Source organism: Streptomyces sp. NBC_00440 (assembly GCF_036014215.1).
Taxonomy (GTDB): Bacteria; Actinomycetota; Actinomycetes; order Streptomycetales; family Streptomycetaceae; genus Streptomyces.
Window position 1 is genome coordinate 3,992,514 of record NZ_CP107921.1, and the last position, 18,434, is coordinate 4,010,947.

At 68.7% G+C, this 18,434-nt stretch carries 20 protein-coding genes and 2 pseudogenes; 10 read left to right on the forward strand and 12 right to left on the reverse strand.

Translation table 11 applies throughout. The annotated features are described in order from the left end of the window. Nucleotides 1-7: 7 nt before the first annotated feature. Together OHB13_RS18005 and OHB13_RS18010 are read right to left on the reverse strand one after the other, a co-directional pair. On the reverse strand, nt 8-550 hold the full coding sequence (locus tag OHB13_RS18005; protein WP_328377791.1) for a hypothetical protein: 543 nt from the start codon (nt 548-550) through the stop codon (nt 8-10). Further along, the gene (locus OHB13_RS18010) at nt 502-1,032 is read right to left on the reverse strand and encodes a hypothetical protein (protein ID WP_328377792.1); all 531 of its coding nucleotides are present in this window, start codon (nt 1,030-1,032) and stop codon (nt 502-504) included. Before OHB13_RS18010 ends, OHB13_RS18005 begins: the two co-directional genes overlap by 49 nt. Nucleotides 1,033-1,072: 40 nt before the next feature. Between OHB13_RS18010 and OHB13_RS38775 the strand changes: the two genes are divergently transcribed. The 6 genes from OHB13_RS38775 to OHB13_RS38780 all read left to right on the forward strand — a co-directional run bounded on the left by OHB13_RS38775 (nt 1,073) and on the right by OHB13_RS38780 (nt 5,750). Continuing rightward, a complete protein-coding gene (locus tag OHB13_RS38775) occupies nt 1,073-1,705 on the forward strand; it encodes a phage minor capsid protein (RefSeq protein WP_406072432.1) in 633 nt (210 codons plus the stop codon). Between the two features lie 750 nt (nt 1,706-2,455). Further along, entirely contained in the window at nt 2,456-2,614 is a 159-nt protein-coding gene (locus tag OHB13_RS18015) for an Rmf/CrpP fold protein (RefSeq protein WP_328377793.1), read from the forward strand. A gap of 65 nt (nt 2,615-2,679) precedes the next feature. Continuing rightward, the gene (locus OHB13_RS18020; protein ID WP_328377794.1) at nt 2,680-3,273 is read left to right on the forward strand and encodes a hypothetical protein; all 594 of its coding nucleotides are present in this window, start codon (nt 2,680-2,682) and stop codon (nt 3,271-3,273) included. Between the two features lie 674 nt (nt 3,274-3,947). Beyond that, complete coding sequence (locus OHB13_RS18025) at nt 3,948-4,553, forward strand: hypothetical protein (protein WP_328377795.1); 606 nt, start codon at nt 3,948-3,950, stop codon at nt 4,551-4,553. 82 nt (nt 4,554-4,635) lie between these two features. After that, nucleotides 4,636-5,325 carry a hypothetical protein gene (locus OHB13_RS18030; protein ID WP_328377796.1) on the forward strand — a complete coding sequence of 230 codons (690 nt, stop codon included), beginning with the start codon at nt 4,636-4,638 and terminating at the stop codon, nt 5,323-5,325. Nucleotides 5,326-5,462: 137 nt separating this feature from the next. Continuing rightward, nucleotides 5,463-5,750 carry a hypothetical protein gene (locus OHB13_RS38780; protein ID WP_405752926.1) on the forward strand — a complete coding sequence of 96 codons (288 nt, stop codon included), beginning with the start codon at nt 5,463-5,465 and terminating at the stop codon, nt 5,748-5,750. 123 nt (nt 5,751-5,873) lie between these two features. On the opposite strand, the pseudogene OHB13_RS18040 reads toward OHB13_RS38780, so the two are convergent. From OHB13_RS18040 to OHB13_RS18080, 9 genes and pseudogenes are all read right to left on the reverse strand, one after another. Next, a pseudogene (locus tag OHB13_RS18040) lies at nt 5,874-6,111 on the reverse strand (fatty acid--CoA ligase); the annotation flags it as partial. A 188-nt stretch (nt 6,112-6,299) separates the two neighbouring features. After that, nucleotides 6,300-6,836 carry a SigE family RNA polymerase sigma factor gene (locus tag OHB13_RS18045; protein WP_266855316.1) on the reverse strand — a complete coding sequence of 179 codons (537 nt, stop codon included), beginning with the start codon at nt 6,834-6,836 and terminating at the stop codon, nt 6,300-6,302. 222 nt (nt 6,837-7,058) lie between these two features. Further along, nucleotides 7,059-7,976 (reverse strand): DUF1906 domain-containing protein, encoded by a 918-nt coding sequence (locus OHB13_RS18050; RefSeq protein ID WP_328377797.1) that lies wholly within the window; start codon nt 7,974-7,976, stop codon nt 7,059-7,061. A 282-nt stretch (nt 7,977-8,258) separates the two neighbouring features. After that, on the reverse strand, nt 8,259-9,425 hold the full coding sequence (locus OHB13_RS18055; RefSeq protein WP_328377798.1) for a lipid-transfer protein: 1,167 nt from the start codon (nt 9,423-9,425) through the stop codon (nt 8,259-8,261). A 152-nt stretch (nt 9,426-9,577) separates the two neighbouring features. Further along, a pseudogene (locus OHB13_RS18060) lies at nt 9,578-9,958 on the reverse strand (MaoC family dehydratase); the annotation flags it as partial. Next, entirely contained in the window at nt 9,955-11,007 is a 1,053-nt protein-coding gene (locus OHB13_RS18065) for an acyl-CoA dehydrogenase family protein (protein ID WP_328377799.1), read from the reverse strand. The pseudogene OHB13_RS18060 and the gene OHB13_RS18065, both read right to left, overlap by 4 nt. Before the next feature lies 1 nt (nt 11,008). After that, nucleotides 11,009-11,986 (reverse strand): bifunctional MaoC family dehydratase N-terminal/OB-fold nucleic acid binding domain-containing protein, encoded by a 978-nt coding sequence (locus OHB13_RS18070; RefSeq protein ID WP_443063002.1) that lies wholly within the window; start codon nt 11,984-11,986, stop codon nt 11,009-11,011. Between the two features lie 11 nt (nt 11,987-11,997). Then, nucleotides 11,998-13,179 carry an acyl-CoA dehydrogenase family protein gene (locus tag OHB13_RS18075; protein WP_328377800.1) on the reverse strand — a complete coding sequence of 394 codons (1,182 nt, stop codon included), beginning with the start codon at nt 13,177-13,179 and terminating at the stop codon, nt 11,998-12,000. Nucleotides 13,180-13,399: 220 nt separating this feature from the next. Next, the gene (locus OHB13_RS18080) at nt 13,400-13,705 is read right to left on the reverse strand and encodes a hypothetical protein (protein WP_266855311.1); all 306 of its coding nucleotides are present in this window, start codon (nt 13,703-13,705) and stop codon (nt 13,400-13,402) included. A gap of 322 nt (nt 13,706-14,027) precedes the next feature. Here OHB13_RS18080 and OHB13_RS18085 point away from each other — a divergent pair, with 322 nt between their 5' ends. Continuing rightward, a complete protein-coding gene (locus tag OHB13_RS18085; protein WP_328377801.1) occupies nt 14,028-14,906 on the forward strand; it encodes a bifunctional DNA primase/polymerase in 879 nt (292 codons plus the stop codon). Nucleotides 14,907-15,235: 329 nt separating this feature from the next. Here the strand turns inward: OHB13_RS18085 and OHB13_RS18090 are convergent, their stop codons facing one another. Then, a complete protein-coding gene (locus OHB13_RS18090) occupies nt 15,236-15,676 on the reverse strand; it encodes a DUF6344 domain-containing protein (protein ID WP_266855309.1) in 441 nt (146 codons plus the stop codon). Between the two features lie 219 nt (nt 15,677-15,895). Here OHB13_RS18090 and OHB13_RS18095 point away from each other — a divergent pair, with 219 nt between their 5' ends. The 3 genes from OHB13_RS18095 (at nt 15,896) to OHB13_RS18105 (ending at nt 18,401) form a co-directional block, all read left to right on the forward strand. After that, nucleotides 15,896-17,056, forward strand: a complete 1,161-nt coding sequence (locus tag OHB13_RS18095; RefSeq protein ID WP_328377802.1) for a phosphodiester glycosidase family protein — start codon at nt 15,896-15,898, stop codon at nt 17,054-17,056. 110 nt (nt 17,057-17,166) lie between these two features. Next, nucleotides 17,167-17,874 (forward strand): helix-turn-helix transcriptional regulator, encoded by a 708-nt coding sequence (locus OHB13_RS18100; RefSeq protein WP_266855307.1) that lies wholly within the window; start codon nt 17,167-17,169, stop codon nt 17,872-17,874. A gap of 32 nt (nt 17,875-17,906) precedes the next feature. Further along, entirely contained in the window at nt 17,907-18,401 is a 495-nt protein-coding gene (locus OHB13_RS18105) for a DUF3291 domain-containing protein (protein WP_328377803.1), read from the forward strand. Nucleotides 18,402-18,434 lie beyond the last annotated feature (33 nt).

The following is an 18,434-nucleotide window of genomic DNA, read 5'->3' on the forward strand; positions in this document are numbered from 1 at the left end:
TGGAGCCTCAAATGCGTTCTAGGCCAGTATATTCTAGAGCCCTCTGCGCTGCACGCGAAAGCGCGAGAACCGAATCCATTAGATCAATAGACGCGTCATCCAATTGACTCACAAGGCCATTAATGCGCCTCTCTTCCATTTCCGCCTCACCCGCAGGTGCATTGATAAATACACGAACACTCACCAAATGACCGAACAGAGCGTATGCCCATTTCCTCAATTCGGCTGCTTCAGTCAACACCTCGGCAGGACCGAGAAGAGTGATCTCTAGCCAACCCTCATCGATGGGCTCTTTGAGATCAAGGGCATTCGTGAGCGCTTCACTAGAGCTCCAAATAACGTCCCCCGCCCCGTATTCGGCCATGTCCGTCGCGGCGGAAATCATTTGTCGAAATGCCACACGTCGAGGCTCGCGAACTTCCTTTTGGTAGTCCGCTCGCACCGTCGTGAGGGCTGCCTGTCGTTGCGCCCGAGTGGTCAATGCGGCGGTGCCGAGAGTTGCTATTGCGCCAACAAGGGCACCACCGATCGCCGCGATGCCAGCATCCATGCGGCGGATGTTATCAACCGATCGAAAGGGCCAACTTCGCCATGAAGCTGGTGCTTTGAGCACTCGGGGCGTCGGTAAAACGAAGGTGGTGGCGAACTGTGCCGATACATCCGGGCATGGTCGAAGACCTCGCCGCGGGCACCCGCGACCTGTACGCGGAGGCCGAAGAACGGCTGTTGGGCATCATTGCCCGGCAGCTGGCGGACTGATTCGATTCGCCACAGTGGGCCGAGCGCAAGCTCGCCGCCGTGCAGGCGCTCAGGCGCTCCGCTCAGACCGTGGTCGGCTTCCTTGAACAGGCGGTGGCCGCCGAGGTGTTCGACGTGACCGCGCAGGCGTACAACGTCGGGCACCGGGCCGGGGTCGCCGAGCTCGGCGCGCTCGACGACGACGGCCGCCGCCTGGTCGACGACGTCACCCCGAACGCTCAGGCGGTCGATCGCCTCGCAGAGCAGACCGTGGACCGCGTCACCGATACGCACCGGGCGATCCTGCGGGCCGTCGTGGACAAGGTTCCGCGAGATCGTCGCCCACGTCGCCGCTACGCCGTTCCTCGGTACTGGCAGCCGCCGGCAAGCCACACAGGACGCGATGCAGCGGTTTGCCGATCAGGGCATTACGTCGTTCGTCGACAAGTCGGGCCGTCGGTGGAAACACTTCATACGCGGAGATGGCCGTACGTACCGCAGTGGGCCGCGCAGCGACAGAAGGCCACATGCGGGCGCCGGAAAGCGCCGGGGGGATCTCGTCACGGCGTCCAACGCTCCGCGTGAGTGCCCGCTCTGCCGCCCCTGGGAAGGCAAGGTTCTGACGATCAGCGGGCCGGACGGCGCCCACGCGGTCGAGGTCGAGCACGCGATCGAGGACGGCCGTACGGTCCGGGTGAACGTTGCCGGATCCCTCGACGCCGCCCGCCGCGCTGGGCTGCAACACCCCAACTGCCGCCACTCCGTGAGCGCCTACACGCCGGGAATCACGCGCACGGACAACGCCACCTCGGATCCCGCCGGGGACGAGGCCGGGCAGCGACAGCGCGCCATTGAGCGCAACATCCGGAACACAAGAACCGGGCCGCCGCCGCTGTCGACCCCGTCGCGAAGCGCGCCGCGAACGCCAAGGTCCGCCAGTGGCAGAGCGCCATGCGCGAGCACCTGACCGAACACCCCGACCTGCGCCGTCTGCGCGCCCGTGAGCAGCCCGGGGCATCCAAACCTTCCCGCGGCCCGCACCGTGCCGGACACAGCCCATATGGAGGCTGCCCGCGTACGGTCCGGGGACGCGGCGACCATGCGCGAGATGACCGATGAGCAGCTCGGCACGGCCATGGGCGCGCCGTCGCTCGACGCGCGGGACCAGGCGCGCATTGCGGACGAGTTCGACCGACGGTATCCGCCGGCGCCGCTTCCCGCCCCCGCGGCTACGGGCGATGCTGTCGGCGACCTGCTCGCCGACCGGGCCGCCATCGATGACGCGCTCGACCCGCTCCCCATTCCGGAGGAGTGGGGAGCCCTCGCCTACGACGAATCGTTCGGCGAGGAGCTCGCGGCCGCGGTGAAGGGCCGCCGAGAAGCGCGGCACGGAGGCAGCCCCGACGGTCACCCGGGCGCATGCGCGCGCCCTGTACGACGAACACGTATATGCCCAGTACCTGGCTGCCGAGGACGACTGTCGCGGCTACCTGCTCAGCAGGAAAGCACAGGCCGAAGGCGTCGACCCTGCAACGCTGTTCAGCGGTCCGGCGCACATCGCGTATGCCCGAGCGTCGGACGAGCTCAAGGAGTGGTGGCGCGTCCATGGGCGGATGACTCAGGCCGAGTTCATCGAGCAGGCGACCGGCGTACGCTCCGAAGCCGCAGCGCGGGCCCGTAAGGCGGAGTCCGAGTAGCAGAACAAGAGGTGATGAGCATGGGAACGCGCGCAGAGATCGTGCAGGCTGTGACGGATGGTGCAGCGGCCGGACGCCGCGGCGATCGTCCCACTACCTGCCCGTACTTGCGTGACTCTCTGCTCCGCACGGCATGGATTCGCGGATACGCCCGCACCCGACCGGCGGCCGGAGCCTGAGGTTCCCTCCATCACGTATGACGCTGGTCACAATTTAACTAGTGGTGTCCGCTTATGAACTGTGAGTGAATGTTCATGCCAACGACATTCATCGACACCACGGGGATTTCATGAACAAGGTGCGTACTGCCATCACGGCAGCCGTCACGGCTATTTCGCTTTCAACAATGGCGGCGCCTACGTGGGCGGCGGAAGCCTCTGGCGGCGACACGGGCTCTCCGGTCATCAACAACGTCACTGAAAACACACAGGTCAAGGACGTTCAAAAGGGTATGGCTCCGGCCACCACTTGGCCGATCAGTAACCATACGTTCAATCCCGGACACCCCTCCTTCACGAACGACGCGTCCTACGGCAAGTTCACAGGGCAGGTCCATTACGCGTCGCCTCAGACCATGGCTTGGAGCCTGAGGCTGAAGCCAGCCGTTACGGCTGCTGCCACTGGTTCCATGTCCGAGGTTGCATCGGTGACCAAGAACGGAAAAAAGTACAACTACCACGACAGCCACCCAGCAGTAGGGCCGTCTTACATACTCCACTCTTCAATTAAGACGGTTACGGGAGGGCCTTACGTGCTCACGATTCGAGAATCGTTCCCCATCAAGGGCGGCACCCGTACCATCACCACCACCTTCACTTTCACGATCACGTTCACCTGATCAACAGCCGTTAAGGACCGGGGGACGTAGAATTTGGTATACTTCTTCACCCCTCCCCCTCGCAGCAGAAGGAGGAAGTTGCATGTCGCGAGTACAGCGACTCACTGAAATCGTGTTGGCCGACCTCCGAGTGCAACGCCCTGAACTTAATCCGTGCGTAACCTACACCCCATCAGACTTCATTCCGGGAGCGGTTGATATTCTCCTCAGCGACGAAGGAGGATTCGGGTGCGGATTTTTGATCAATCCAGAAAATAGCGACCAGGAAATTACCCTGGAACTCGCTTACAGAATTCCCACCGCGTACGTAGAGCTCTTCCAAGTGGGAATACCAATAGTTCCCGGAAGTCAACGACCAGCGGTTGCGGTTATCGAAGGTGATGTAGTCATGTGGCGCGACCCAAAGCGCCCATCGAACTGGTCATGTCCGGTGGGTCGACTTGATTCCTCGGAGAACTGAGAGTTCCCGACACCTGATTTCTCGTGCTTGCTTAATTCGAGGAAGCGGAGCTGCCCCGGAACTCGCGGTAGTCGGCAGCCGACTGGCCAGGAGGACCGCACCGCGTAGCAAACGCATGACCAGCACCAATCGGGGCCCGCCAGGAGCGGGCCCCTTTTGCATGCCCGAACGGCCCGCCAGGCGCGGGCCCGTACTGCCCCAGGAGGGCACCCACATGAGCACCCCCGCAGCCCCCGCAGCTGGCCCCGGCGACATCGCGTCGGCCACGACCGAGTCCAGCACCGGGCAGGACCCGACCGCCGCACCGGCCGTACCCGTGGGCGAGGACGTCAGCAGCCTGCCGCCGTGGGCACAGCAGCAGCTCACGAGCGCCCGCGCGGAGGCAGCGAAGTCCCGCACGATCGCCAAGGCCAACGCCGCGCAGGAAGCCGAGGCCGTGATCACGCAGCGGCTCGCCGAGGCCTTCGGCATCGCCCCGACCCCCGACGCCCCGCCGGACCCCGCCGCGCTCACTGCCCAGGTTGCCGAGCTCTCCGCGCAGCTGCGCACCGCCCAGGTTCAGAACGCCGCCCGGACCGCCGCGGCCGAGCAGCAGGCCCGCCCCGATCGGCTCCTGAACTCGGTGGCGTTCAACGCGAAGATCGCCGACCTCGACCCCGCCGCAGCCGACTTCGGCGAGCAGCTCCAGGCTGCGATCACCGCCGAAGTCGCCACCGATCCCGAGCTGTACCGGACCGCCCCGGCCGGCCCCGCACGCGCGGGCGCCGAGTTCAGCGGCCGCCGTCCGACGGCATCACCCCCGCTCAGTTCGGCGCCATGAACTACGCGGCCCGCGCCGCTCTGTTCCAGACCGACCCCATCACCTACCGGCGACTTGCCAGTACCCAGTAAGGAGACCCACCGTGCCCAACACTGCCGCCGCCGATCTGTTCGTTCCCGAGGTATGGGGCGACATGTCACAGGCCAAGTTCACCGGCACCGTCCTTGTGGGCGGCTCGGCCGCCGTCATGACCGATGACCAGCTGGTCGGTCAGCCGGGCAACTCCGTCAACTTCCCGAAGTGGAACGCACTCGGGGAGCTCGACGACCTGTCCGAGGGTGTCGCCATGGGCACTACGAAAATGTCGCAGACGAGCGACAAGGCCACCATCCGGGAGGCCGGTAAGGCGGTCGAGCTCACCGATACCGCGGTTCTGACCGCGCTCGGCAACGCCAACGACGAGGCACACCGACAGTTCGGGATCCTCGCCGCCCGCAAGGTGGACGCGGCCCTTATCGCGCAGGCGCAGGCCGACGAGACCGCACAGGGGGCGGCAACCCGTACACGTTCACCACCGCCGCGGGGAAGACCGCGTTCACGCGACCGACGTGGAATGACGCGATGGTCCCCGCCATCGCCCAGTTCGGCGACGAGTGGGACCCGGCCGAGTTCGGGTGTTCCTCAACTCGGCGCAGCTCGCCGACGCGTACGCCGACGAGCGGTTCATCGATGCCCCGGCCACCCACTGCGCTGGGCAAGCCCGCCAGCAGCGAAACGCCCCTGGGGCGGGATCTCTCCCGTGCCAGGGGCGTCTGCTGCCGCTCCCCGGTAGGAAAACACCGGGGGTGATGCACCCTCACTCTTCCACCTGATACCGACACCCCGGCGTTCGGGCGAATCGCGGTAGACGCATGGGGCCGGTGGATCTACTGGAACCTCTATCTGTTCACAGACCTGCACTGGAGTGACATGCGCTTCCGTACCGCCCTCGCCGCGCTCGGCCTTGCTGCCGCCGCCATCGCCGGAACCGCTGGTGCCGCCGCCGCCGCCGACAACCATGGCAGCAACGCGTGCACCTTCAGGCCCGCCACCGCCAACGGCCAGCTGGTCGACGTGCTCCCCGACGTCCCTGTCCTGTCAGCCCCGCAGAGCCAGCAGTGCACGACGACTTCCACCCAGGACAACACCGACGGGCCGCTCTCCCACATCCTCGGCTCTATTCCGGTCCTCCCCGGCAGCGGCGTAGACAACAGCTGATACCACTCGCACTCACCGGATGAATCTGTGGCACACGGTCCGGGAATGAGTAGGCACCCCAGCTGGAGTTCCTCTATCGGCGGGGGCGCCTCGTTCCTGCTGTTGCATCTCCGCAGGTCACGCGGCGAGTGTTCTATCCACGTTGTTCCACATGAGCGTTCCGACCCGCTGGTCGCCGTCGATCCCCAGCTCGTCGCGGAGCGCGTTGGCGAGCTGTACGGCACGTACGCCGGTCTCGGCGAAGGTGCGGCGCGTCGGCGTCGCCGGTCCAGGTGGTGATCCGGGAGGCCCCGTGCACCAGCGTTCCGTGGACGAGAATGCGGGTCACTGTCAGCGGTACGTCCTGCATCGTGCTCAGCACGGCGTCCTCCTGGTGGGGCAGCGTTGCCTACGCATGGGTAATGTGCCGCAATTCTGCGCACATACCAAGCGGTATGTCACTACCCGTCCTCAGGAAATCCGCCGACGCCTCCCGCTCCGGCTCCCGTACCGCTCCCGTACCGCCGTGTCCTGTCCCGCCCTGCCTTGCCCTGCGTGGGAGTGCGCCGGTCAGTGGGCGAGGGACAGCTCAGGGTCCTCGCGCAGTTTGCCGAGGGCGCGGGAGACCGCGCTCTTGACCGTACCGACCGAGACCCCGAGCACCTCGGCGGTCTGCTGCTCGCTGAGATCCTCGTAGTAGCGGAGCACCAGCATGGCCCGCTGCCGGTCGGGGAGCTTCATCACCGCGTGCCACATCGCATCGCGCAGCGCCTGCTGCTCAGCCGCATCGGGCGCGGGCTCGGTCTCCGGCTCGGGCAGGTCGTCGCAGACGAACTCGTCGACCTTGCGCTTGCGCCACTGCGACGTACGGGTGTTCACCAGCGCCCGTCGGACATAACCGTCCAGGGCGCCATGGTCCTCGATCCGTTCCCACGCGACGTAGGTCTTGGTCAGCGCGGTCTGGAGCAGATCCTCGGCATCACTCGGATTGGCAGTCAGCGAACGGGCGGTACGCAGCAGAACGGGCCCCCGGGCCCGCATGTAGGTGGCGAACGACGAGTACGGCGTCGCCACCTTCGCTGCGTTGGTACAGACTGGCGTGGTCATAGCTCCACGCTAGGAGCCGAACCCCCTTGAGCAGATCGCCCAGAGGTGCCGAAGGCGAATCCCCCTCAGGTTGTAGGAGTGGTGGTACCCCCACCTCCTGAAGGTGGAGGGCGCCCATCCCCTCGTCGGGGTTCCGGTGCTGGACCGGGGAAGGGTCCCTGGACGATTCCGGAAGATTCCGAGGGAGGGCGCCAGGAGGGGCGGTCCGGTCCGGCACGTTCGCTAATCGGCGATCCGGGCCACCGGGGCGTCGACGCGGTTCCGGTCGATGCTGAGCTCGTAGCCGCCGTGCTCCTCCGTCACATCGCCCGCGTACTGGTGGATCCGCAGATGCGGCGACCAGTCCTGGCTCCGCAGGGACGGCTCCCCGGTCACCGAGGGCTGGTCATTCCAGCGGGCGAACCACATCACCGATGGCAGGTCCGACGTACCCGCCCTGCGCTCCGCGCCGAGCTGCTCCACTCCGGAGTCCGCGCTGCTGTAGAAGCCAGAGACGTATCCGAGGCGCTCCACCTCGCGGTCCCAGGAACGGATGAAGGAGAGGGTGGTGGCGGCGCAGTCGCTGTCGCCCTGGTCGTATGCCTCCATGTCCAGATAGAGCGGTGAGCCCTTCACCATGCCGAGCGCTCGGGCCCGCTCGACCGCTTCGTTCGCCTCATCCGCTCCCTGGCCGGCCGGGTCGTCGTCGCTCATCATGACCTTCCGTTTGCCCTCGGCCGCCACACACGGCGACTGCGAGCCGACGAACACCGGCAGGACCTTCCATCCCATCCCGTACACGCTGGACACCCAATCCTTGCTGAGCTCGGGCTGGTCCGGGCAGCCCCTGCCCCGGCCGCCGTAGTAGACACCGATGCTCCGGTACCGGGAGGACTTCCAGGCACGCATCGTCTCCAGGGACGGGGTGACACAGGTGTCGAACCCCCAGCCGTCGAACCGGTCGGTGTCAGCGGCGGCGACCGACGCCGGTGTTACGGCGCCAGCCTTGCCCGCACCTGCCCTGCCGGCACCTGCGTCTCCGGCGGCTGCTTCTCCGGCGGCTGTTTCCCCGGCGGCTGCTTCTCCGGCGGCTGTTTCCCCGGCGGCTGCTTCTCCGGACGCGCTGGCCTGCGCCTCACCGGCCCCCTGAGTGCCGGGCACCGGGTCCGCCCCGGTACTGGTCGGGGCAGCAGCCCCCGTATTGATCTGCGAACCGGTCTGTGCGCTACCGGTCTGTGCACCACCGGCCTGGGCGCCAGTTGCTCTACCGGCCTGCGTTCCGGGCGGGGGGGCCGTGACGTCCGGTGCGGCGTCGGCGGCCGGAGACCCGAGCGCCAGGAGGACGGCCGCGCCCAGAAGATGGGACAAGAACATCTTTTGTCGTTGCATAGGGCGCAGTGAACGGCCCGCCGGGCCGCACCACCCAGTGCCCACGCCGCAGTGTCAGCCGTCCGTGCCGAGGATGAGCCCGGATGTGGGTACGCCGGTACCCGCGGTGACGAGGGTCGTGGCCGCCCCGGGTATCTGGTTCACCGATGTGCCACGCACCTGCCGTACGGCTTCCGCTATGCCGTTCATGCCGTGCAGATACGCCTCCCCCAGCTGGCCCCCATGAGTGTTCAGCGGAAGCACGTCCTCCGCGACGAAGGCCGCTGCTTCACCCGGCTTGCAGAAGCCGAACTCCTCCAGTTGCATCAGCACGAACGGAGTGAAGTGGTCGTAGAGGATGCCCACATCGATGTCGGACGGCCGCAGCCCTGAGGTCTGCCAGAGCTGCCGGGCCACTACGTTCATCTCGGGCAGCCCGCTGAGATCGTCCCGGTAGAAACTGGTCATCTGCTCCTGTGCCCGGCCCGCTCCCTGCGCCGCGGCCACGATCACCGCCGGCGGACGGCGCAGATCACGGGCGCGCTCGGCGCTGGTGACCACGATCGCCTGCCCCCCGTCGGTCTCCTGGCAGCAGTCGAGCAGCCGCAACGGGTCCACGATCCACCGTGAGGCGGCGTGATCGGCGAGGGTGATCGGCTTCTCGTAGAAGTACGCCGCCGGATTGCGCGCCGCATACCGGCGGTCGGTCACCGCGACATGGCCGAACACCTCGGACGAGAGGCCGTACGTGTGCAGATACCGCTGGGCGGCCATCGCTACCCAGGAGGCCGGTGTGAGCAGCCCGAACGGCAGTGCCCAGCCCAGCGCGGCTCCCTCGGCCGACGGCTCCCTGTGCTGGACCCCCGAGCCGAACCGCCGCCCGGAGCGCTCGTTGAACGCCCGGTAACAGACGACCACGTCGGCCACTCCCGCAGCGACGGCGAGTGCGGCCTGCTGCACGGTGGCACAGGCGGCACCGCCTCCGTAGTGGATGCGGGAGAAGAAGGAGAGCTCCCCGATCCCGGCCGCCTGGGCGACCGTGATCTCGGGGCTGGTGTCCATGGTGAAGGTGACCAGACCGTCCACGTCGGCGGGGGTGAGTCCCGCGTCGTCGAGGGCTGCGCGGACCGCTTCCACGGCGAGTTTGAGCTCGCTGCGCCCGGAGTCCTTGGAGAACTCGGTCGCCCCGATCCCGGCGATGGCAGCCTTCCCACCGAGCGAGTCGCCCCTGCGCCTGCTCATGCGGCCACCCCGCTCCCGGATTCCGCACCTGCGCCGACGCGGGTGCCGGAGTCGGCGCTGGCACCGGTGCCGGACCCGGAGCCGGTGTGCACGGCATCGTCCGCAACCGCAACGGCGTCGGCATCCGGAGCCGCACCCGCGCCCCCTTCCGCGCCCTGAGCCGTGACTGTCACGCGGCCCGTGACGTGGCGGCCCTTCCCGTTGGTGCCGGTGATCCGGACCTCCGCGTCGGCCCCCTCGACCGCGGTGACCGTGCCCGTCAACACCATCGTGTCTCCCGGATAGTTGGGAGCCCCGAGCCGGATCGCGACCTTGCGCAGTCTGTATCCGGGGCCGAAGCGGTCGGTGACGAATCTGCCGACCAGCCCATTGGTCGTCAGGATGTTCATGAAGATGTCCGGGGAGCCCTTCTCCTTGGCGGCCTCGGCATCGTGGTGCACGTCTTGGTAGTCGCGGGAGGCAACGGCGCCCGCGACGATCAGAGTGCGGGTGATCGGGATCTCCAACGGCGCCAGTTCATCGCCGACTCTCATACCGGCTCCTCCATCTCTGCGGTTCCCGCATCGCCGTCCACGAGCAACGTGCCCAACTCGTCCAGCACTTCGCTGCCGCAGCCCAGATACGCGTCCAGCTGCCGCCCCCAGAGAAAGTGCCGGTGCACGGGGTGGTCGAGGTCGGAGCCCAGCCCGCCGTGCAGATGCTGGCCCGCGTGCACGACCCGCTTGCCCGCCTCCGACGCCCACCACGCCGCGGTGAGCGCATGGGTGGCGAACGGCAGTCCCTCGTCGTGCCGCCAAGCCGCCTCGTACGCCGTGACCCGTATCGCCTCGGTGTCCATGTACGCGTCCGCCGCCCGCAGCAGCACTCCCTGGTTGGTGGAGAGCGGCCGCCCGAACTGCTCACGCTCCGAGGTGTACGAGACGGCGCGCGCGAGCGAACCCGCGCACACACCGGCCTGGAGCCCCGCGAACGCGATCCGCGCCACAGCCAGCACCTGCTGGTACGCACCCGGGCCGCCCAGCGCCTCGGCCGGTGTCCCGGACAGGGTCAGCCGCCCTCCCGACCAGGGCGCGGTGCTCTCCACCGGCTCCGTCCGCGCGTCCGCCACCCGTACCAGCCAGAGCCCGAGGTCCTGGTCGGCGACCAGCACCAGCGTGGCGTCCCGCAGCCACGGCACGAACGGCACACTCCCGCTCAGCCTCCCGTCCGCGTCGGCCCGTACGCCTCCCCGCGCCGGGAGCGCACCCGTCGCGACCGCCGTCCCCTCCCGCAGCGCGGGCAGCAGCCTCCCGCGCTGCTCGGCCGTGCCATGGGCGGCCACCGCCAGCAGCCCGTACACACAGGTCGCGGTGTAGGGGACCTGGGCCGTGGTCCGTCCCTGCTCCTCCAGGAGCAGCACCAGACCGAGCAGCCCCGTCTCCTCGACCGCCGCCACCAGCCCCGCCGCACCCAGCGCCTTCCACAACCCGGCGTCCGTCCCGGTGCCGGCCTCCGTCAGCCGCTCGTGCGTGGAGAGGTCCGCGAAGATATGTGCGGCCAGGTCCCTCGCGGCTTCCTGCTCCTCCGTCGGTGTGAACTCCATGTCAGCCCCCGCTTCCCCTGAACACCGGCAGCTCCAGGTCCTCGTCCACGCGGAGGAACTCCAGGCTCACCGGCAGACCGACCCGCACCTTGTCGTACGGCACCCCGATCACATTGCTCACCATGCGCACCCCCTCGGCCAGCTCGATCAGGCCCACCGCATAGGGCGGGTCGAATGCCGGAAAGGCGGGATGGTGCATGACCACATACGAATAGACCGTCCCGGCTCCGCTCGCCGCGACCGTGTCCCACTCGGGCGATCCGCACGCGTTGCAGCCCGGCAGCCAGGGGAACCGCAGCGCCGAACAGGACGTGCACCGCTGGATCAGCAGCTGATGCCGGGCCACTCCGTCCCAGAACCCGGCGTTGTCCCGGTTGACCACCGGGCGCGGTCGCCTCGCCCCCGGCCTCCCGCCCCCGGTCGCCCGCGCGCCCGTCCCCCCGGCCGGTGTCTTCGTCCTCGCCCCAGGTGCGTACTTGAGGATCCGGAACCGATGCGTCCCCGCCAGCTCGCCCCCGCCCCTGACGTCCATCCGTGTGGTGACGAAATACCCGGTCCCCAGCGCGGTCTTCTTGCGCTCCGAGACCGACTCGATCACCGCGTCGAAGGTGATCCGGTCGCCGGGACGCAGATCCCGCAGATACTCCTGCTCGCAGTCGGTCGCGACGACCGCCGTGCACCCCGCGCCGTCCAGCAGGGCGAACAGCTCGTCGTAGGCGGCGGTCCTGCCCGTGTGCCCGGAGAGCCCGCCCATCGTCCAGGCCTGGAGCATGGTCGGCGGCGCGACGGCCGGATAGGCCGGGTTCGCGTCCCCCATCGCCTCGCACCAGTGCCTGATCATCGGCTCGTTGACGGTGTCCTTGCCCACCCCCGAGGTCGTGGCGGGGCGCCCCTCGTAGGCCTTCAACTGCTCGTACAGCAGATCCTTCCCGCTCGGCTCGTCACCATTGACCGCCCCATCGCCGACCGCGTCCCTCACCACCTCACCGCTCACCTCTTCCGGCTCCTCATCCCGAGTCGCATCGTCGCGACGATCTCCCGCTGCACCTCGCTCACCCCGCCCCCGAACGTGTTGATCTGCGCGGCCCGGTTCATGCGCTCCAGCTCCCCGCCCCCGAAAGCCCCCGGGGCCCCCGCCCGGATCAACGCCGTCTCCCCCGCAATTTCCTGACACATTCGATACACCTCTACGGCGCTTTCGGTTCCCAGAAACTTGACCCCACTCGCATCACCCGGTGCGAGAGTTCCGGCCCCGACGTCCCCGACCAGCCGCCAGTTGAGCAATCTGACCGCCGCGAGCCGGGCGTGCACCTCCGCGAGCCGCGCCCTGACCCACGCGCGGTCGGCCGGTCGTGCGCCGGTGTCCGGGTCGGGTGTGCGGGCGTACGCCAGGACCTCCGCGTAGGCGTCCTCCGCCTGCATACCGATCGCGGCCAGCGCCACCCGCTCATGGTTGAGCTGGTTGGTGATCAGCTTCCAGCCGGCGTTCTCGGCACCTACCAGATTCCCCGCAGGCACCCGGATCCCGTCGTAGTACGTGGCGGTCGTGGTCTGCCCGCCCACCGTCTCGATCGGGGTCCAGGAGAAGCCGGGGGCGTCGGTCGGCACCAGGATGATCGAGATGCCGCGATGCTTGGGCGCATCCGGATCGGTCCGGCAGGCGAGCCAGATCCAGTCGGCGTTCTGGGCGTTGGACGTGAAGATCTTCTGGCCGTCGATCACCCATGTGTCGCCGTCCCGCACCGCACGCGTGCGCAGCGAGGCGAGATCGGTGCCGGCCGACGGCTCGCTGTAGCCGATCGCGAAGACGACGTCGCCGGTCAGGATGCGCGGCAGGAAGTAGTCCTTCTGCTCAGGCGTCCCGTACTTCATCAGGGTCGGCCCGACGGTGTTCAGTGTGACCATCGAGACGGGCGCGCCCGCGCGGTACGCCTCGTCGAAGAAGACGAACTGCTCATCGGGCCCGCGCCCCTTGCCTCCGTACTCGACGGGCCAGCCGAGCCCCAGCATTCCGTCGGCGCCGATGCGCCGCAGCAGCGCCCGCTGTTCCGCAGGGTGTGCGCCGGCGCCCGGAGGGGAGTCGCCGCCAGGCCCCTGGCGCATCACTTCACTGAAATAGGAACGGAGTTCGGCGCGGAGTTCCAACTGCCGTTCCGTAGGGGCGAGGTGCACGTCGGCGGCCTCCCGGGCATCCGGATCAGGGTTTCTGACTGTCCGTCAGATACCTGTCCGGTGTCAACCCCGGAGCCCGACCGCAACTGCCGCCGCAGCACGCGGAAAACAGTCCGGGCGGCGATGCCTCAGCACCGTCGCCCGGACCGTCATTCACCCCTGCAGTACTCGTGCGGTTCCCGCACGGCCCCCACGATCCCGCCCCCCATCGGGCCGTATGTCACCAGAGCCGGGTGAAGTTCACCGTGTAGTGGGCCTGGTCGATCGACGTGAACGCCGAACCGTTCACACTGGCCGTGCTGTTCTGGTTCGACGCGCCGGAGCCGGTGGCGACCTGCTGCGTGGTGGTCGAGTTGCCGTTGTTGTTGTGCCCGACGCCACTGCCGACGACCCCGGCAACACTGGCGTTGGATCCGCTGCCCGCGATGGCGCCGTTGTCCGCGGTTGCCACACCCGTGAAGAGGGCCGCTGCCAGCGGCAGGGCGGCGACGGCGGCAAGGACGCGAACGGTACGGATGTGTGCCATGTCATTTCCTCCAGGAACCAGAAGTGCGGCTGTTTCCGGGGCGGTTGGCCGACCGCCCCGGTGAAGTGATTCACGACTGTCGCGAGATCAGAGTTGCCCACGAGACCCCCGCTGAACCAGCCTGGAAGACCTGATTCCCTCGCAAGCGTGACGTTAAGTCGATAAACCCCCATCACGTCACGAACCTGCGCAACGGCCGCCCACCACGCTCAGAACCCGGGCACCCCAGGAGGTGAAGCGTTCCTGCACTTCTTCCGGACGGGGCGCGAAAGAGCTTTCCGCCCCACTTTCCTGATTCGAACGCTTGAACGATAATGAACGCATGGCCGCCACCGACAGGCACTCCGCCACCCTGGCCCTCGCCCACGCGCTCTCCGCCGCCGAGCTCGGGCTCCCCGTCATCCCCCTGTCCCGCACCAAGCTCCCGGCGATCCCCTCGCCGCACCACGGGGAGGCCGACCCGGTCCGCTGCCGCGGCGCCTGCGGCCGTGCGGGTCACGGCGTCCACGACGCCACGGCCGACCCCGCAGCCGTGCGCGCGCTATTCGCCGCCGCCCCCTGGGCCACCGGCTACGGCATCGCCTGCGGCCGGCCGCCGCACCATCTGATCGGCATCGACCTCGACACCAAGGCGGAGACCGACTCCACAGCCGCTCTGCAACGCCTCGCACTCAAGCATCTGTTCACGATCCCGGAGACCGTCACCGTGCTCACCCCGAGCGGCGGCAGCCACCTCTGGCTGACCGGACCACCCGACAGGGCCGTCCCTAACTCGGTGAGCCGGCTCGCTCCCGGCATCGACGTCCGGGGCGCCGGCGGCTATCTCGTGGGGCCCGGTTCACTCACGGCCCACGGGGTCTACCGCCTCGCGCCCGGCACGGCACATCTCGCGCCCGCGCCCTGTCCTCGTGCTCTGCTCCGTCTGCTCACGCCTCCTGCGCGTTCCCCGCACTCAACCGGCCGGCCCGCTCAAGGCCATGGCCTGGTGCACTTCGTACTCGCCGCCCATGAGGGACAGCGCAACACCCGTCTGTTCTGGGCTGCCTGCCGCGCCTACGAGAACGGTTTCGGCGACCAACTCGCCGACCAGCTCACCCGTGCGGCTGTCCGTACCGGACTCACCGAGCATGAAGCCCGTGCCACCATCGCCTCGGCAGCCCGCCTGACGATGCCCGCACCGCGATCGGTGCGGTCTGTCTGACCTGTGCTGTCTTGTCTGATCTGTTCGGCCTGTCTGATCTGCGCGGCCAACCTGTTCCGTACGGCCTTCGCGATCCGTGCGGTCCGTGCGGTCCGTGCGGTCCGTGCGGTCCGTGCGGTCCGGCAGCCTGTACGACCTGCGCGGCCTGTGTGACCTGCGCGGCCTGTGTGACCTCGGCCCGTGTGATCTGTGCGGCCTGCGTGACCTGCGTGATCAGTACGGACTCTGTCATCAGTGCAGCCTCCGCCATCAGCAACGGCCTTCGTGTCGATCCGTGCGGTCCCGGCAGCCTGTGCGGCTCGGTCGGACCCACAGCATCGGTTGCACGATCAGGCCGGCTGAAGAACCGCTTCGCCGACCGCCGCGTCCGTGACCGCGTCGTCCGACGAAGTGTCGGTGTCGAGCGGGAGGTGCCGCGTGCTGGGCGTGGATCCGTGTGCTTCGGCCCGGATGCGCTGCTTGATGGTCGGGGGCAGCGCACGGTCCTTGGGCAGCGCCCACCAGGCGACCTGTGCCGGTTCGACGGTGACCGGCGCCGGTGCGGGCGTCGGCGCGGGTGCCGGCTCTGCGGCCTCCGGAGCCGTTCGTACGGCCGGAACACCCGTCGTACGGACGGTGCGGCCCGCCAGGTCGGCGGGAACCGGGGTGGGGGCCCCGGAAGGGACGGCAGCGGTGGTCGCGCGAGCCGAAGTGGAGAATCCGAGCATCGCGACGAGCGCGAAGAACGCGGTGGTGAAGGCGGCCCACACCTTCTTGGCCTGGCTGGTCATGACGACCCCTCATTTCTGTGATCCGAAGCGTTTTTACGGTGGGACGTTCTACGTACTTTTCACATGATGCGGATGGGCTTCGGACAGACAGGGACCAACGCACAGGAAGTGGTGTTCTTCGGATGAACACCACCCGGTTGGCCCCTCCCGACTGGGCGGATTTCCGCTGACGGGTTCCGATGGAACGTCAGATGCGTGTGTGTCAGGTGAAGGAGCGTCATGTCACAGGCAACGGATCCCGGCCCCCGGAAGCGCCGCCTGCGCCCCCGCAAGAAGGCCACCCGTGCGGTGCTCGCGGCCCTCCTGGTCTGCGTCGGAGCCCTCGGCTGGTCCGTGAGTGGCGCCCTGACCTACCCGGGCGACGACAGCACGGCGGCACGGCTCGCGGGCTGGGCCCGCGAGCACTCCCTGGGCGTTGTGGTCGACAAGCTGGAGAACATCAGGTACGACCTCGACCCACCGAAGGTCGGCGGCGCCCTGTCGGCCGACGCCCAGGCCCGCATGAACCAGACCGCGGCCGCCCAGGCGCCCCCGCGCGGCGCCCACCCCGAAGTACCACTGCGCACCCCGATGCGCCCCCTCGTCTCACCGGCGCTCAAGGGCGAGGGCGTTTACCGCACGCTGGTCAGCGACAGCAAGGGGCGGCCGATCGTGCAGGGGACGTACGTACGGCCCGACGCGGAGCACACGTCGTACGAGGCCGCCGTCGCCTGGATCAGCACCGCGCACGCGCGCTTCCAGCTCCACCCGGGTGTACGGGAGCCCGGCGGCACCTTCTCGGTGCCGCCGAACATCCCCAAGGGCCGGCGCACCGGGCTGATCGCCACCTGGAACGGCGGCTTCAAGATCACCGATGGCGGCTCCAACGGCGGCTTCTACCTCAACGGCCGCACCGCCGGATCGCTCCGCGACGGCGCCGCTTCCGAGGTCTTCTACCGCGACGGCTCGATCAAGATCGGCGTCTGGGGCCGCGACGTGCGGATGACACCGGACGTCGTCGGCGTACGCCAGTGCCTGGAGCTGATGGTCGACGGCGGAAAGGTCGTCCCGGACATCGACAGCGACTCCAAGTGGGGCGCCACCGACCAGAGCAAGATGTTCGTGGAGCGCTCGGGCGTGGGCGTCACCGCCAAGGGCGACGTCATCATGGTGGTCGGCCAGGCGCTGACCGCCCACACGCTCGCGGACCTGATGCAGCGCGCCGGCGCCGTACGCGCGATGCCGCTCGACATGAACCGCGCCTGGCCGTCCTTCATGAGCTACGACGGCAAGGCCGACCCCGCCAACCCGAAGCCGACGAACATCCTCGACTTCGAGAACCCGCCGGAGCGCTATTACAACCAGGCGACGCGGGACTTCGTGGCGGTGTACTCGCGCTGAGCGGGGGGGGGAGGGGAAAGCGCGCCGGCGCAGAGGGGAGGCGCGCGCCCGGTTCACGCACGGACCGGCGGCCGGGCGGCGCGAACCGGGCGTCACCCTAGACTCGCGACGTGAGCAGCAAGGGCGAGAACGAACACAGCGACGCCGGCGAGGACGAGGTCCTGGAAGCCGTGGGCGCGCTGGCGGAGCCGGTGCGACGCAGGCTGTACCGGTACGTGGTCGCGACGCCGGACGCGATCGGCCGCGACGCGGCAGCCGAGGCGGCCGGGATCTCCCGCTCCCTCGCCGCCTTCCACCTGGACAAGCTGGTCGAGGCCGGGCTGCTGGCCGTCACCTACCGGCGGCTGTCCGGGCGCGCCGGACCGGGCGCCGGCCGCCCGTCGAAGCTGTACCTGCGAGCGCCGGGCGAGCGGGCGGTGTCGCTGCCGCCCCGTTCGTACGGCTCCGCGGGCCGGCTGCTCGCCGCGGTGGTCGACGGTGCCGGGCTGGACCGCGAGTTGCAGTCGGCTGCGCGGGCGGCCGGCGCCGCGGAGGTTCCGGTCGACGGGGACGGTCCCGTCGCGGTGGAGGGCGATCCCGTGGCGGTGCTGCGCTCGCGCGGTTACGAGCCCTACCTGGACGGGACGACCGTCCGCCTGAACAACTGCCCGTTCCACGCCTTGGCGGACGAATTCCCGGCGCTCACTTGTGGGATGAACCTGGCTTACATCGAGGGCCTGCTTCCCGGCTGCGCCGGCGGCGAGGGCTGGACAGCCGCGATGGACCCGGTTCCGGAGGGGTGCTGTGTCGCCCTCACTTCTAAAACTAATAAAGCTTGACGATAGAAGGCCGGGACCGCCATGCTGTCGTCATGACGACCTTTCAGCTGGCCCAGGTCAATGTCGGACGTATCGTCGGCCCGCTCGACGGGCCCGTCCTGGCCGACTTCGTGGCCCAGCTCCCCGAGATCAACGCACTGGCCGACAACGCCGACGGCTTCATCTGGCGGCTGGTCGACGACGACGGCGCGGACTCGACGAGCCTGCGGCCGGACGGGCATGACGACATGCTGCTGATCAACTGCTCGGTCTGGGAGTCCGTCGAGGCCCTCAAGGAGTTCATCTACCGCAGCGACCACCTGCGGCTGCTGAGCCGCCGCCGGGAGTGGTTCGAGCGGATGTCCGAGCACCATCAGGCCATGTGGTGGGTCCCGGCCGGCCACCGGCCCACCGTCACCGAGGCGATGGACCGCATCGCGCTGTTGCGCGAACACGGCGAGAGCGCCGAGGCGTTCACCTTCCGCACGCCCCACCCGGCGCCTTCGCACCGGAAGGCCCCGCAGATCTCCGGCCCGCACGCACCCTGACGGCCGGACAGCGGTCACACGGAAGGGGCGCCC